Below are 16,382 nucleotides of genomic sequence, written 5' to 3'. Positions count from 1 at the left end.
TATTGTTTTGCATTTATGATTGTTTTTGCAGCTGCGATTGTTCATATGTTTTTACTGCTTTGATAGCTCTATGAACCATATCTTCAACAGAACCTTCAATCGATATAACGGTTCCGTTTTCTTCTTTACCTAGAGGCTCCAAAATTGCAAACTGACTTGGCAATAAAGATGGTGGCATAAAGTGTCCTTTACGATCTTTTAGCCTCTGCGCTATTAACTCATGGCTTCCGTTTAAATGCAAGAAGTACACGTTTAGATTTTTAGAAAGAACTTCGCGATATGACCGTTTTAATGCAGAGCTTGAAACAACTGTGTTTTCTCCAAGACTTTCACGCGCAACCATCCATTTGTTAATAAGATCCAACCAAGGCCAACGATCTTCATCTGTTAACGCAATTCCTGCGGACATTTTATCTATATTAGCTTTTGGATGAAAATCATCGCCTTCTGCCAAAGTGTAACCAAGTTGATCGCGAATTGCCTCAGAAACAGTAGACTTGCCGCAACCAGCAACGCCCATCACTACAATGTGAATCGCCATAATAGCTCCTTTGTTATTGACAACACTATAAGAATACCACACAAAGACTCTTTGTCAAAGAATTAAGAGTCTTTGATATGTTATTTTTTGAGCATAACTATATTTTCATTTTCTATTTGCTAGGATGAAACCATAAGTATACATAAAACTGCGAGGCAAATATGGTGTCTAATACCACACAAAGTCAAATTTCTAGTGACTTAGTGACCGAAAACGCTCCTTTACATCTATCTATAGCAGATTCTCTCGCAGATGAAATAGTAAATAACAAATGGGAGCCAAAAACTAATCGAAAACTAGAAGATATTCAAAAACAATATGGAATATCTAGAACAGTAGCTCGAGAAGCAACAAGACTATTAGCATCTTTGGGTTGCGTACAATTTCAACGCGGAACAGGCGTAATAGCTTGCAATCCAGAAAATTGGGACGATTTAAATACACGAGTAATCACATGGAAACTACATTCACCATACAGAGAAAATGAACTACGAGCATTAACAGAACTTCGTCTTGTTGTAGAACCTGCCGCAGCAGCTGGATGTGCATTACGCGGAGATGTAGAAATACGCTATAAATTGGGCGTAATTGGTCACGATATGGTAAAAGCGGTAGAAGAAAATAGACTGGCAGATTTTCATGAATTAGATATCCAGTTCCATACTCTTTTGCTTGCAAATAGCGGTAACCCGATTTTTGCAAAACTTAGTTCAATAGTCGAAAGCGTATTACGCGGCAGAGTTGAGCTAAATCTTTATCCGCAAAAACCAAATAAAGAAGCGATATTAAACCATAAAAAGGTAACGCAGGCAATTATGGAAGGTGACGCAGCTGCAGCAAGCGCTGCTATGCACGATATTGTAGCCGAAGTAAACACTGCACTTGGATTAGCGGCTTTATAGCCATAAAAGCAAAGCTTAATCAACTTTGTCTAATCAACCTTAAGCCCAAAGAAATCTGCAAGCTTGCAAACACTCACTCTGCCATACTTATTAACCAAGAACATCCATCGCTTTGCATTTTCTTCGCCAAATCGTTCAGCTTTACATCTATATGTATCAACTGTTAAAAATCGCGGCGGAATCGACTTACTGTTGTATTTATCTGCGACCATCACAATTTCTTGTTCAATAGTTTGCGGAATATAGTCGCCAGCTGGAAGCGGTAAATTCTGAGAAACAACTTGCTCGCGAGTCAGCCCTACACCAGTATGATTACGCGCAAATTGCGCAGTATCTTCGCTAAAACCGTTATCAATCAAATAGTTGTAGCCGCGCAAGCCGTGCAAAATATAATGAGGACCGTCAAACTCCAACTTACCGTTCTCTTCGCGCGAACCATCTTTAGCTAAAACAAAATAAGTTCCTATATCGTGCAACAATCCTCCAGCAAATGCAGCATATTCGTCTACATAATCACTTGGAGCCGCACCTCCATCGATTTGAGGAAGAGATAACGGATCTAAATTTATTAATTTTTCAAGACACGACTTTGCTAAATCACATCTACTTTTTAAGTCTTTATTGATTTTAGATATTTGACAAAGCATAATCCGTTCGACGGATGCTGGCGACTTATCCGCAAAATCCTCAATACTACCAAGCTGCTTAAAAGCCAACAACTGATTTTGGCGTCTTGCGATCATCCAAGAAATCGTAGCAATAACAACACAATGGCAGTGAATCAAATTGTACGCAGCTTCACTTGGCGCAGTAGCGCGATGCAACTTTTCGATCCTATTAAAATCAGGCAAATCTGCAAGCATAATTACACCGCGCTCCTTAAAACAAAGCAACACAAACAAAGCACTTGTTGCTTAGTTGCTTAAATCACTTCACTTTTTAACTGCTTTAATCTGACCAGTATCTATTCTAGCGATTTTGCCAGTGTTAGATATTTTAGATTCCTTAGTCTCCTTATTTGCAGACTTTTCAGACTTCTCAGACTTGCCATCGCTAGAAACATTTGCATTAACAATATCTCTAGCGTTCATAATAGTTGTTTGTTCAGCATCCGACGCAACATCAGACACAATTCCTGAACCTTGCAAAGACTGAACTGCTCTAGAAGAAGCAACTTCTTCTCTCTTTAAACGAGGAGGTCTACGAGTGGAAACAAACAACGGCTGAACTTCTACAACAGGATTATACGGAGCTAATCCAAACCACTTAACAGGCGTACCAGCAATATGACGAATCGCATACTTCATTTTTAGCGATAACGCACCACGCAAAGAAATATTCGACTCAGGCATCAAAGCCTTATGTAAAAGCACGTAACGAATTGGACCAATATCTGGATCCGCATCAACCTTAGGGTACACAGATTGCTGTTGCGGAAGCTCGCCAGTATGCGACAAATCGTGCATAATCTGATGCAAATACGCAGGAATCGAAGGAGAAACCTTAAACCCAAGTTTGATCTTAACGCGGAACAAATAGTCCGTACCAAAATTCTCCACGCAATATTCGCGAGTAAACGGAGCATCATCCGTTTCCACTGACACAGCCCACCACGCGCGCGCACGCTTAGGATGATCCGCAAAAATAGAGAAGAAGATTCCAGTATCCAAACGCTTCATTTCCTTATCGGAAGTCAAATAAACAATGTTATCCGCAAAATAAGGAATACGGAAATCACGATGAAGCTTATCTAGCACAGGCAGAAAATCCTTAGGCTTCATGTGCAAGCGTTGAGAACGCTCAATCTTAGTGCCATCCTTCCAAGTGAGCATAACGATAAGAATCGTAGCCCCAAGAATCATGGTAAACCAACCACCATGCATGAATTTTGCCATAGATGCTATAAAGAACAAAATCTCGATAATCAAGAACACAGTGGCAAAAATTAAAGCAGCAATCTTCTTCTTTTGATACCACATGTGAACAGTAAGAAGTGTTGTTGTAGCAATCATGGTAAGCGTAAGTGCAAGACCATATGCTCCCGAAATATGCTCTGAATCTTTAAACACAGCTAAAACCGTAAGAGTTGCAAGACAAAGCACAAAATTAACAACTGGAATATAAAGCTGACCACGAGTACGCGCAGGGTAACGCACCTGGAGATGAGGCATCCAATTAAGGCTTGTAGCTTCTGAAACCATAGTGAATGCACCAGTAATCAAAGCCTGTGATGCAATAATGCCTGCTGTTACAGAAAGCACAACTGCTACATAACGTAAATTCGGGCTGAGCATCTGGAAGAAAGGATTTAAGCCTTCTATAGACCATAATGCTTTATTGTTTTGATGTTGTAGCATCCAGCTGCCTTGACCAAAGTAGTTTAGAACAAGAGCAACTTTAATAAATGGCCACGTAACGTAAACGTTTCCACGCCCAACATGACCCATATCAGAATACAAGGCTTCCGCACCTGTTGTGGAAAGGAATATGATGCCCATTAACGCCATTCCTTGCACATTGTGCGAACTAAACAAAAACTTCAAGCCGTAAATTGGGTTCAAAGCTTCAAAAATTGCCCAATCTTCTCCAATATTCATGATTCCAACAAGCGCTAGGAATCCGAACCATATCATAACTACTATGCCGAAAACTTTGCCTATTCTTTCAGTTCCTCGCTGTTGAACCGAAAACAGAATCACAATAATAACCACGGTGATCATTAAAGATAGATTGTCGTTTTCTAAGAAAATAGGCCTAAACGCAGATATAGTTCGCAGACCTTCAACTGCAGAAGATATTGAAACTGCTGGAGTTAGAACAGAATCAGCAAGGAACGCAGCACCGCCAATCATTGCTGGAATCGCAAGCCACGCGCCTTTCCGTCTAATAAGCGAGTAGAGTGCAAAAATTCCACCTTCGCCTTTGTTGTCTGTGCGCATAGCTACAAACACGTATTTTACGGTTGTGATCAGCGTGATTGACCAAAACACTAGGGATAACATTCCGTAAACGGCTTCGCGACTAATGTTTTGCAATCCGCCTTGACCAGCTAAGAATGTTTGAGCAGTGTACAAAGGAGAAGTTCCAATATCTCCATAAACAACGCCCAATGCCACTATCGACATACCTAAAGTAAATTTATCTGAGCTGGTTTGTATCTTTGCCCACAATCTTCCAAGCGGGCCTCTAACCGCACTATCCGCAAGCTTTTCAGCCTCTTTAACTTCTTTAGCCTGCTGATACGCCAACGCCTCTCGTTCTTCGCGAGTGGTGGTTTTCTGAGAAACTTTTGGCGCTTTTGTAAAAGAAGCGGCTTTTAGAATCGCCTCTTTAGGGTTCGTTACTCCCTTAGCAGCCTTCTCAGACTCCTTCGCCCCGTTGCGAAGATCCTTAGCGTCATCGTTAGATAGCGCTGAAACGCGTGACTTAGTCATGCTTGATTTTTCCTCCAAAAAGTAAGACCTCTTCTTTGCAATAATCTGCCATAATAAGAAGTCGCATATGGTCTTACTGCTTACAGTTTTATTTATTTGTACCTAAATATTGTATACAATAACAGATATATAAAGCAAAGTCAGCATAGAATCCTTGAAAAATAAGGCTTAATCAAAGCAAGAATATAAGACTAGATCATCTAAAAACCGTAGATTTCTTTCGTTGTTTTTAAAGTTGACTTTGCTACTTCTAGCAAAGAACAGTCAAGCGCGGTTGCTAACGATTCAAGTGTATAAGGAACCATATAAGGCGCGTTCGGACGACCTCGATACGGCATTGGTGTAAGGTACGGCGCATCTGTTTCAACAGTTATATGATCTTTGCCAATGATTCGCGCAGATTCTTGTAAATCTTCGTTACCTTTATAGCTAATCGTTCCAGAAAAACTTGCGTACCATCCGTTTTCTTTTAGCACTTGAGCTAAGTCTTTCCCGCCAGAATAGCTGTGAAACACTGTGCGCTCTGGCGCTCCGTCTTTTAGCAAAATTTCTACAACATCACTATGAGCATCTCTATCGTGAATTTGAAGCGGCAAATTAAGCTCTTTTGCAAGTGCTATATGCGCGCGGAATGATTCGCGTTGGTAAATCCTTGCAGACTCGCCTGTGCGAAAATAGTCTAATCCCGTTTCACCTATTGCCACTACTTCTTCTGCGTTATCTACGACTAGCGAGCGCAAGTGTTGCATTGCTTCGTCAAATGAAATATCATGATACGGCTTATAAACCACCGGTAAGCCGTCTGGCCCTTCTGCTCCCCTATGACCGTGTAGAGGCGCTTCGTTGGGGTGAATCGCTATTGCAGCACGCACGCAATCCGCGTGAGCTGCCGCAAAATCTATTGTTGGCTGCCAATCTGGGTATTCGCATCCAACTTCGATCATTTTAGAAACGCCTGATGCTTTTGCACTATTTACTAAGTCATCTGCACTTGGTTCCGCAATTGGTTCTCGCCCTTTTTGCGATAATTCTTGATTAAGATTTTTTGCAAAGTCCACTACGCTTAACATGTGCGTGTGGTCGTCTGCAATTGTTATGCCTTCTTTAATTAGATTCTGCCATATTTCAGACTGCTCTGTTAAAGAAGGCGCCCAATTGTGCTCGCGATGATGCTTACTCATGATTTACAAGTGTAGTCGCATATTTAACGTGACTTAAAACGTGACTTAAAACGCAACTTTTGCGCTTACTGGATCGCAGCACTAATCGCAGCGTATTGCGATTCCACAAGCCTGTAATACGCACCTTTTTGCGCCATAAGCTGCTCATGGCTTCCGCGCTCCACGATTTGCCCATGGTCAATCACGCAAATCAAATCCGCATTCTCTATTGTAGAAAGCCTGTGTGCAATTACAAAAGAAGTGCGATCTTTAAGCAATTGAGCTAATCCTGCTTGCAACGCCTCTTCTGTACGCGTATCTATATTGCTTGTTGCTTCGTCTAAAATTAGAATTCGCGGATTCGCAAGTAATACTCTGGCAAACGATATAAGCTGCCTTTGTCCTGCAGAAAGAGTGGCTCCTCGCTCCTCAATTTCCGTATCGTAGCCATTAGGCAATTCTTCAATAAACTCGTGAGCGTGAACTACGCGAGCTGCAGCTTCAATCTCTTCGTCTGTTGCGTCAAGCTTGCCGTAGCGAATGTTTTCTTTAACAGTTCCGCTAAATATAAAGCTGTCTTGAAGCATAACGCCCATTTGCTTTCGCAAAGATGCTAACGTTATTGAGCGCACATCGTAGCCGTCAATTGTGATTGAACCTTCGGAAACGTCGTAGAATCTAGAAAGCAGGCTTACAAGCGTTGTTTTACCCGCTCCAGTAGGACCTACAAGCGCAACCGTTGTTCCAGGCTCAATGTGCAAGTCAACTAAATTCAAAATCGGCTTTCCGTTCTCTTCGTAGCGGAACACAACGTCGTTTACGTCAACCCTGCCTTTAATTTGCGGCAATTCTTTTGCATCTGACTTATCTACAATATTTGGCTTAATGCTTAGCGTTTCAAAAATACGCTCCAAATACACTGAGCATGTTACGAGTTGCGTGTAGAAGTTACCAATGTTTACAACTGGCTCCCAAAAAGTACTCGAATACCACACAAATGCTATAAGCGTACCCGTGCTTATTTTCATACTACTTGCATTCATTATGCCAACGTAGTAAAGCAGCGAAATTGCTGCGCTTTCAATAATCGAAGCTCCTGGCCAAAGTAGCATTTGCACTCTAACGTTTCGCATCCACGCTTTTCTGACTCCCGACTGCTGCTCTTGGAATGTAGCGTATTGTTCTGATTCACGCGCAAAAGTTTGAGTGGTTTTTACGCCTGCGATTGATTCGTGCAAATATGCGTTAAGATTGCTTTGTTTATTCGACAATTTTTTAGACGCTTTTCGTTGCAAAATTTGCAAAGTGCGAGTCCAGATTATAAAAACCGGGAATAATACAAGGCTCCACAATGCCATTCGCCAATCTATAGCAAACATTGCGATCAGCGTAATGATTAGCACAAAAACATCGGAAAATACGTTGATTAAACCAGACGAAAGCGTGTCGGAAAGCGTATTAATGTAGTTTACTATGCGAATCAAAATCTTGCCGTGTGGGCGCGAATCAAAGTAATCAAACGACAACGATTGCACGTGCGTAAAAATATCTCGTCGCATATCTTTAATTATCATTTGACCAAGTCGCGTAATAGCAAGCGTTCTGTATGCCAAACCAAGCTCATATAGCACAATAAGCACGCCAAACAATGCAATAAGCGCATACAAATAAGAAACGTTTTTATTAGGCAAAACTACGTCTATAAGTGTTTTTGTAATCATTGGCGTTATTGTCATAATGCAACTTCCGCTAATAACAACTAAAACTATTTTGACTAGCTGCCATGCGTACGGCTTTATGTATTTGCGAACGCGCATCAACTCGTGCAAATTTACGTGCTCTTCTTGGCTTTCGTCTTCTCTATAAGTGTTGCGCTGCACCATTCTACTCCCCCTTAGGCTCGTGTGAATCTTCAAATCCCAAAGCTTTGCCCGTTTGCATACCAAGCTGCTTTTTGTAGATTTCCCAATATCTTCCATGCGATGCCACAAGATGCTCGTGCGTTCCGCGTTCTACGATTTTGCCGTGATCTAGCACAATAATCATGTCTGCGTCTTTAACAGACGAAATTCTGTGAGCAATTGTGATTACTGTGCGAGAACCATCTAACTTTTTTAGCTCTTTTTGAATATGCTCCTCAGTTTCCATGTCTACTGCAGAAGTTGTATCGTCCATAATCAAGATTGGAGGATTATTAGCTAGCGCGCGAGCAAGACTTAAACGCTGCTTTTGGCCGCCCGAAAGACCAACTCCTCGCTCGCCTACTACAGTTTCGTAGCCTTCTGGCATATTCATAATAAAATCGTCTGCATCTGCGATTCTTGCCATACGCCTAATCGTGCTATCTAATTCTTTGCAATTTTCCTCGTTTTGAGGCAAACCAAAGCCAATATTTCCTGCAATCGTATCGGAAAACAGGAATGTTTCTTGCGCAACTATGCTAACTTGATTTCTAACAGTTTCTAGAGGCCATTCGCGCACGTCTTTTCCATCAATTAAAACGCGGCCGCGCGTAGTGTCATAAAAACGCGCTATAAGACTTACAAGCGTTGACTTTCCAGACCCCGTTTCCCCTAAGATTCCAAGCTTTGTGCCTGCTGGAACATCTAAATCAATATCACTTAAAATTGGGGAATCAAGATCGTCTGGGAATGCAAAATCAACGTGTTCAAAAGTTACGTGACCCTTTACCTTAACGTTTTTTGCGGAGGCAGATGGCAAATCAATATGCGATTCTTGCGTAAGAAGCTTGCGAATATTTACGCATCCTGCGTTGAATCGCTGCCAATCGTTAATAAGCCACCCAACCATTCTTACTGGCATGTGGAGCATCCAAAGAAAACTGTTAAACGTTACAAACGCGCCCAAAGTCATGCTTCCATTAAGCACAAGCCATCCGCCAAATCCTACTGTTACAAGCTCCAACGCAAAGCCCATACCGTCAAGCCATGGCATGTATTTTTGCGTGTTTTTTGCAAGCGTAATATTGCGATTAAAGTAATCTTCATTGCATTTATCGAATTTCTGAGTTTCAAAAGGCTCGCGAACAAAAGCTTTTACAACGCGATTGCCTTCAATGTTTTCTTCTACCATTGAATTCATGCGTGCAAACGATTCGCGAATCGCAAGGAACTTTGGCCTAGCATTCTTGCCCATAAGCTTTGCAAGCCAGAACAAAAATGGTGTAATTGCCATAAGCGCTAGAGCTAGCTGCCATTGGATTGAAAACATTATAACTAGCGCAAACACAAACATTACTAAGCAATCCAGCGCCATATAAGACACCCAGCTTAAAATGTGGCGAATCGCGTCCGTATCCGAAGTCATGCGGCTCATAATGTCGCCTGTGCGCGTGTGATTAAAGTATGTAAAATCAAGCGAATGCAGCTTCTCGTACTCGTCGCTTACAAGGCGATACACGGCGTTTTGGCCAAATCTTTCCATTTGAAGCTGGTAGATATATCTTGAGCCTACGCGAATAATCATCATTGCAACCATTAGCACGCATACAAAAGCAAGCAAATCATGCTGTTTTCCAATAATGACTTTGTCTACAATAAAGCCCGAAAGCAGCGGCATTGTCATTGCCATTGTGTCGTTTATAGTAAAAAGAACTAGCGATACGCCTACTCTCCACATATCTGGCTTACAATATTGCAAAACCCAGCGCACATTGCTTGCGTCTTTGCGTTTACTTGGATTTACATACATGCGCTAGATTCTCCCTTATTTTTGACTTCGCGATTTATTTTTTATTAAGTTTTATTAAGTTTATACTATTTTTCTGAGTTTATTTTTGCGCGACTATTTTTTACGCGATTATTTTCTGCGTAACTACGCACGCGATTACAGCAAAAGCATGTGGCGTGCAGCCAAAGACCACACGCCACATGCTATAAGTTAAGCAATCAGCTTAGTAAACTTGCGCGAGTTATCGCTACAAATTTACTCACTTCTGCCAACCAATGTTTTCAACAAAAACGTTAGCATATCCAGCAGGACCGCCGTTAGCGAAGCCCTTCTTGTATGCCTGATAGGTTGGAGGAGCAGAAACTGGAAGCGTACCATACTCGGCGAAAGCCATGGACTCAGCCTTGTTGGCCAATGCAGTCTGTTCCTTGTAATCGTAAGTCTTACCAACCTTGGCGAGCAGGGCATCAATCTTCTTGTTGCCAGTGCCAGTAAAGTTGGAATCGCTCTTAGAACCGTAGACCTGGGAAGCGGATCCCACGAAGCTCAATGGGGATTGGGAAACCCAAGCCATTGGAAGCACCTGGAAGTCGAAGGAGCTTACAGTCTTAGAGAACTTAGAAGCAGGCTTGTTTACAGTCTTGCACTTCATGCCAGCCTTCTTCATCATGGCCTGGAATGCGTTAGCAAGAGCTGCCTGAGTAGAGTCATCGCCAAAGAAGGTGAATGTGAACTGAACGGTCTTACCATTCTTAGCGTAGTAGCCGTCTTTGCCCATCTTGTAGCCAGCGGCCTCAAGAGTCTTCTTAGCGTTTTCTACGTTGAACTTACCATCAGCTGGGAGGTTGTTCTTGTAGCCAGCCTGGAACATGGAGAGAAGCTCCGAACCTGGCTGCTCGCTCTTCCAGCTCATACCCTGGAACTGAATCTTGTTGTATGTAGCAACGTCGAATGCCTGAACAACAGCCTTACGCACGGCCTTATCCTTGAATGCGCCAGCCTTTGCGTTTAAGTTAATAACACGAATCTTGGTGCTGTAGCCGTAACGGAGCTGAGCGCCCTTAACGCTACGAGCAGCCTTAATCTTATCCTTGGTGGAGATGGAATCCACGGAATCGATTTCGCCGTTCTGGAAGGCATTCATTGCAGCGGTATCTTCCATACGCTTTACAACAACCTTATCGAGCTTTGCCTTCTTGCCCCACCACTTTGGATTGCGCACGAAAACAACCTGATCTTCGGTTGCGGACTGAATCTCGAATGGACCTGCACCCCACTCGTTGTGAGGATTATTTACCCAACCCTGGTTGAACACAGTAGGATCGGTTGCCTTTGGATGAACCAATGGAGCGAAAAGCAATTCCCAAGTTGCGCATGGCTTATTGTACTTAACGATTACTTGCTTAGGATTTGCACCCTGCTCAACGGACTCAATGCAGTCATAGCCCTCGTGAGATGGTACAGAGTAGGCTTCGTTCTTGCCATTCATAACTTCCCAAGTAGCCTTGAAAGCAGTGTAATCGATGTCTGTACCATCGTTCCACTTAGCCTTTGGGTTCAAATCGTACTGAACTACGAGTGGCTTGTCGCTAACCTTCTTAACAGAAGTAATGTAATCAGGGTTGTACTTAACCTTCTCGCCCTTAACGGTATCGTAATAAGGAAGCGATGGCTGGTAGAAGCCCCACAAAGTGCTCATATACGCGGTGTTACCGTCGTTAGAAGCGTAGTTCCAGTTTGGACCCATGTCGGAAAGCGAGAACGTGTAAGTACCGCCATCCTTAACATTGTCACGAGGCTGTGGATTGTCGTAACGCTTATCAACCTTAGGCATTGGAAGAGCGCCAGTGTAGGAAGTATCCACACCTGCGGCTGGCTCTTCGGTCATACCGCCCTTGGCCTTATCTGCCGTAGTGGCGGTTGTGCCACCGCAAGCGCCGAGCAGCATTGCAACAGAAAGTGCAGCTGCGGCGAATACAGTTAATTTGCCTGCATTAGTTTTTTTCATGATTCCTCTCATTCCCCAGAAATGATGTCCGCTTTCTGGTATGTGTGTAGAGTATATCTAATCTTTTGACATTTTGTGTTACGACTTTTTTAACAAATACTGAATTTAAGCTTTTGTTACTTAAGATTTAATCCATAAAAAAGAAAATTAAATACATAAAACAGTCAAACAGAAAATTTTTTAGTTTATTTTAATTAAAAAACAAAATATATTACTTTTTTTAGAATTTATATGCCTGTAACAAAAAATCGCGTGTGTCTTGCATAACACACGCGATCAAAATTGCCCTAAACAAAAGTTTAGGCGTATTTACAAAAGATTAGAATCAGACGCTTGCAACGTCATCAAACGAATCTTCTTCGTTGAGAATAATACGCTTGCGATTCTTCTCAATAACAGGATCTGGAATTGGCACAGCGCTAATCAAAGCCTTAGTGTACGGGTGCTTAGGATTATCGAATACCTCATCCGTTTCGCCAGATTCAACAATGCGTCCGTGGTACATAACAGCAATTCGGCTAGAAATATGACGAACAACCGCCATGTTGTGAGCCACAAACAAGTAAGCAACACCCAACTTGTCTTGCAAATCTTCAAGCAAGTTGATGATGCCAGCTTGAATAGAAACATCCAAAGCCGAAACAGGCTCATCAAGAAGAAGCAGCTTAGGGTTTACAGCCAAAGCGCGAGCAATAGCAATACGCTGACGCTGACCACCAGAGAACTGCGTTGGGAAGCGATCAACCTGATCTGGATTCAGCTCAACAAGCTGCATAAGCTCCGCAATACGCTGACGAATCTCTTCTTTAGACTTCTTTTGAACATGAAGAGGCTCTGCCAAAATATCGTAAACAAGCATACGAGGATCAAGAGAGCTCATAGGATCCTGGAACACGTATTGGATCTTAGAACGAAGCTCGCGACGCTGCTCTTTAGTCAACTTATCGTTAAGATCGGTGCCAAAAACTGTAATAGAGCCAGCTTCTGGCTTCTTTAAACTCATGATTTCCATCAAAGTAGTTGACTTACCAGAACCAGATTCGCCAACAAGGGCCACAGTTTCGCCTTCGCGAATCTCAAGGTCAATGCCATCAACAGCGCGAACTTCGCCAACCTTGCGTCGCAAGAAACCGCCACCAGTAATTGGGAATGTCTTAACTAAGCCCTTAACATCCAAAACAACCTTGCGATCCTCGCGAGGAATGCCCTCAAACATTGGCTTAATAGTTTTTTCGGTTTCTGCATGAAGCAGCGCACGAACGGTTTCGCTTTCTGCCTCAAGACCCATCATATCGCTAGTATCTCCACTCTTTTCTTCTGCCATCAACATATCCATTGTTGGCTTAGAGATTGGAGTTAAGCGGCGAGTACGCTTTTGGTCAACGCGCGGAACAGCGCCAAGCAAGCCGATTGTGTATGGCTGAGTTGGGTGAGTAAAAATCTCTTCAACGCTATTATGCTCAACCAAATGGCCCGCGTACATAACAATAACTTCGTCTGCAACGCCAGCAATAACACCCAAATCGTGAGTAATGAAGATCATTGCGGCGCCAGTTTCTTTCTGCGCTTTCTTCAAAACATCCAAAACCTGAGCCTGAATCGTAACATCCAAAGCGGTAGTAGGCTCATCAGCAATAATAATATCTGGGTTGTTAGCAATTGCCATTGCAATCATAACGCGCTGACGCATGCCGCCAGAAAACTCGTGAGGGAAAGCCTTTAAGCGCTCAGCTGGCTTAGTAATACCAACCAAGTTAAGCAATTCAATAGAGCGCTCACGAATCTGATCTTCGGTCATATTTGGATTATGAATAACCAAAGCTTCCTTAAGCTGATCTCCAATAGAAAACACTGGAGTTAAAGCAGAAAGAGGATCCTGGAACACCATAGCAATATTCTTGCCACGAATCTTACTCATCTCTGCATCAGACTTCGTTAACAGCTCTTCGCCCTTATAAACAACAGAACCCTTAACAGACGCGTTCTTATCCAGCAAACCCATAACAGCAAGAGAAGTAACCGACTTACCAGATCCAGATTCACCTACAATACCAATGGTTTTTCCGCGGTACAAATCAAAATTCATATTGCGTACTGCATGAACCGTACCAGCTTCCGAAGCAAAGCTAATTTGCAAGTTGCGTACAGAAAGAAGTGGTTCGTTGTTCTGATTTTCCATCACAGAATCTTCCTTAATTGCGTCATTCACCATATCAGTCATGTTTAAACCTCCAACGAGCCTTACTCGGCCTTACCAACAGACCTAGAATATGGATCAATCGCATCGCGAAGACCATCGCCAATAAGCTGAACAGAGAAAGTCAAAATAACCAAAACCGCAGAAGGAACCAAAAGAACCCAAGGAGAGGTCATAACGCTACTTTGACCAACATTAAGAAGAGTACCCAAAGAAGTATCTGGAGCCTTAATACCAAGACCCAAGAAGCTCAATGCGGTTTCGCCGTTGATTGCGCCAATAACACCGAGAACCGTGTTAATAATCAGCACAGAACCAAGATTTGGAACAAGGTGGCGAACAATAATGCGGAATGAAGAAACACCTTCAAACTTGGCTGCGCGCACATATTCACGCTCACGCAAACTCAAAGTCAAAGTGCGAAGCGTACGAGCATAACCAATCCAACCAAAGGAAGTCATACCAAACGCAAGCCAAAGCCAATCATTGCCACCGGTCGCGGAGCTAACAATCAAAGCAATAAGCAAGAAGGATGGAACAATCAAAAGCATGTCCAAAACCCACATGCCAACTTGCTCAAACCAACCCTCAAAGTAAGAAATAGCAGTACCAACCAAAGCAGCAATAATTGTAATAGAAATGGAGCTTACAATGCCAATAGAAAGTGAGCGACCAAGTCCGCGAACAACCATTGCATACATGTCTGATCCGCCAGGAGTTGTGCCAAGCCAATGCTCTGCGCTAGGAGGAGTTGCAAGAGCCGTAAAATCAGGCTCATCGTAGCCCCACTTACTAATCTTAGATCCAAACAAAGCAAGAAGAATCAAGAACACAAGCAAAACCAAGCCAACGACGGCAGACGGTCGCCTAAAGAAGCGACGCGTATAAAGCGTAATTTTGCCAGTTCGCTTAAAATTACCCCAAGAATTAGCATTTGCCTTTTTGTCTGCAACAGACTCTTGAGACTTTGAAGATACATCTTTTTTACTCATATCAATCACCTACACTGTTGCACAATTAATTCAAGCGAATACGAGGATCAAGCCAAGCAGAGAAGATATCTGCCAGCAAAGCTCCAGCCAAAGTACACACAGCTCCGAATGCAGCAATAGCAACAGAACCATTAATGTCGTTATTAGAAATCGTCTGCACAAAATAGCTACCCAAACCGTTAATTGCAAACACGGTTTCAGTAATAACGGCGCCCGTAAACACACCTGCAATTGAGAAGGCAACATCTACGGCTGTAGGAATCAACGAAGTACGCAAAGCGTGGCGGCGAATAGCAATGTTCAAAGGCAAGCCCTTAGCACGAGCAGTGCGAACATAATCAGCATTCATAGTGTCAAGCAAATAAGTGCGCTGCGTAAGATGGTATCCAACCATGCCAGGAACAGTCATAACAATTGTCGGCAAAATCAAATGCTGTAAGAAGTCAAGAACAAAAGCAATAGGGTTAGAACCTTGATAAGAATGCAATCCCGTAACAAAGAATAAACGAGAGCCAGCAGCATTGTTAACGCTAATTGCAGCTAACACAATAAGCAATCCAAACACAGCAGCTGGAACAACAAGCAAGAACGTAGCAATAGAGTTAAGAACTCGATCCTGCCACTTGTACTGACGAATAGCAGTATAAACGCCAACACTAACACCGAAAACAATACCAAGAACAGTTGCGCAAGTAACTAATTGGACAGACGCACCAATACGAGCCGCAATCGCAGGACCAACAGGAGCCTGCTCTGGGCTTAATCCCCAATCCCAACGAGTAAGAACGCCAGTAATCCAACGCAAATATCTCGTAATAACTGGAGTTTGGTCGTTAATGTTCGCCAAATCCAAAGAACGGTTAATCGAAGGAATTGGTGGATGCGGATGCCTAGACATATAATTCGATCGCGGATCCATAAAAGCACTTGCCAAGAAATACGTCATGGATACGGAGACAAACAGCATCACAACATAATTCAGGCATCGTTTAACGATGTATCGTATCATTGTGACTCTTTTCTACGTCTAACCATTGTTACCTCCATCTGGTAACTGCAAGCCTAAAGCTTGCACACTGCCATCGTTTGCTATACCCAGTTGCAAAAGCAAATCAAAAGCATACTCAAGGCACACTTAAGTAAGCCCTCATAAATGGGACATGTAATTAGTATATTTTTAGCTAACCTATGTACATTGCTTAAAATAAACATGCAATAATACGGAATAAATATCAATTATCACAAAAATTAATACACAAAATCAACAAAACATCAGAATATTTAACGGAATTATTTAAATTTTACGAAAATTAGTTTCGTAAATCGTAATAAAAGTGTAAATACAATAACATTTCGTACTAACAAAACACATTGCAATTAGTTTTACTAGCATCCTACTAAAAAGCACAAATCACGCAAAACGCTACTCGTGCATTGAACACGCTACAATAACGCTTA

General features: G+C 42.5%; 11 protein-coding genes. 1 reads left to right on the top strand and 10 read right to left on the bottom strand.

Annotation, left to right across the window (positions count from 1 at the left end):
- Nucleotides 1–13: 13 nt before the first annotated feature.
- On the bottom strand, nucleotides 14–541 hold the full coding sequence (locus tag HXT46_RS00800; protein ID WP_004112729.1) for a gluconokinase: 528 nt from the start codon (nucleotides 539–541) through the stop codon (nucleotides 14–16).
- Nucleotides 542–702: 161 nt separating this feature from the next.
- Between HXT46_RS00800 and HXT46_RS00795 the strand changes: the two genes are divergently transcribed.
- Nucleotides 703–1,443: a FadR/GntR family transcriptional regulator gene (locus HXT46_RS00795; RefSeq protein WP_004112733.1), complete on the top strand. Its 741-nt coding sequence runs from the start codon at nucleotides 703–705 to the stop codon at nucleotides 1,441–1,443.
- Nucleotides 1,444–1,472: 29 nt separating this feature from the next.
- Here the strand turns inward: HXT46_RS00795 and HXT46_RS00790 are convergent, their stop codons facing one another.
- From HXT46_RS00790 to HXT46_RS00750, 9 genes are all read right to left on the bottom strand, one after another.
- Entirely contained in the window at nucleotides 1,473–2,306 is an 834-nt protein-coding gene (locus HXT46_RS00790) for an HD domain-containing protein (protein WP_410313232.1), read from the bottom strand.
- A gap of 69 nt (nucleotides 2,307–2,375) precedes the next feature.
- Nucleotides 2,376–4,877, bottom strand: coding sequence for a KUP/HAK/KT family potassium transporter (locus tag HXT46_RS00785; protein WP_415686784.1), 2,502 nt, complete (start codon nucleotides 4,875–4,877; stop codon nucleotides 2,376–2,378).
- Between the two features lie 200 nt (nucleotides 4,878–5,077).
- Entirely contained in the window at nucleotides 5,078–6,058 is a 981-nt protein-coding gene (locus tag HXT46_RS00780) for a TatD family hydrolase (RefSeq protein ID WP_101890429.1), read from the bottom strand.
- A gap of 65 nt (nucleotides 6,059–6,123) precedes the next feature.
- Complete coding sequence (locus HXT46_RS00775) at nucleotides 6,124–7,920, bottom strand: ABC transporter ATP-binding protein (protein WP_421786064.1); 1,797 nt, start codon at nucleotides 7,918–7,920, stop codon at nucleotides 6,124–6,126.
- Nucleotide 7,921: 1 nt separating this feature from the next.
- Nucleotides 7,922–9,748 (bottom strand): ABC transporter ATP-binding protein, encoded by a 1,827-nt coding sequence (locus HXT46_RS00770; RefSeq protein WP_004138380.1) that lies wholly within the window; start codon nucleotides 9,746–9,748, stop codon nucleotides 7,922–7,924.
- Nucleotides 9,749–9,986: 238 nt separating this feature from the next.
- The gene (locus HXT46_RS00765; RefSeq protein WP_004113858.1) at nucleotides 9,987–11,735 is read right to left on the bottom strand and encodes an ABC transporter family substrate-binding protein; all 1,749 of its coding nucleotides are present in this window, start codon (nucleotides 11,733–11,735) and stop codon (nucleotides 9,987–9,989) included.
- 325 nt (nucleotides 11,736–12,060) lie between these two features.
- Complete coding sequence (locus HXT46_RS00760) at nucleotides 12,061–13,956, bottom strand: ABC transporter ATP-binding protein (RefSeq protein WP_004113856.1); 1,896 nt, start codon at nucleotides 13,954–13,956, stop codon at nucleotides 12,061–12,063.
- A 20-nt stretch (nucleotides 13,957–13,976) separates the two neighbouring features.
- Nucleotides 13,977–14,924 (bottom strand): ABC transporter permease, encoded by a 948-nt coding sequence (locus HXT46_RS00755; RefSeq protein WP_004112747.1) that lies wholly within the window; start codon nucleotides 14,922–14,924, stop codon nucleotides 13,977–13,979.
- Nucleotides 14,925–14,949: 25 nt separating this feature from the next.
- Nucleotides 14,950–15,933 carry an ABC transporter permease gene (locus HXT46_RS00750; protein WP_004138444.1) on the bottom strand — a complete coding sequence of 328 codons (984 nt, stop codon included), beginning with the start codon at nucleotides 15,931–15,933 and terminating at the stop codon, nucleotides 14,950–14,952.
- Nucleotides 15,934–16,382 lie beyond the last annotated feature (449 nt).

Origin of the sequence: Gardnerella sp. DNF01204, assembly GCF_049244145.1 — a bacterium.
In the GTDB taxonomy this organism is placed as follows: domain Bacteria; phylum Actinomycetota; class Actinomycetes; order Actinomycetales; family Bifidobacteriaceae; genus Bifidobacterium; species Bifidobacterium vaginale.
This window is presented reverse-complemented; position numbering and strand designations above follow the sequence as displayed.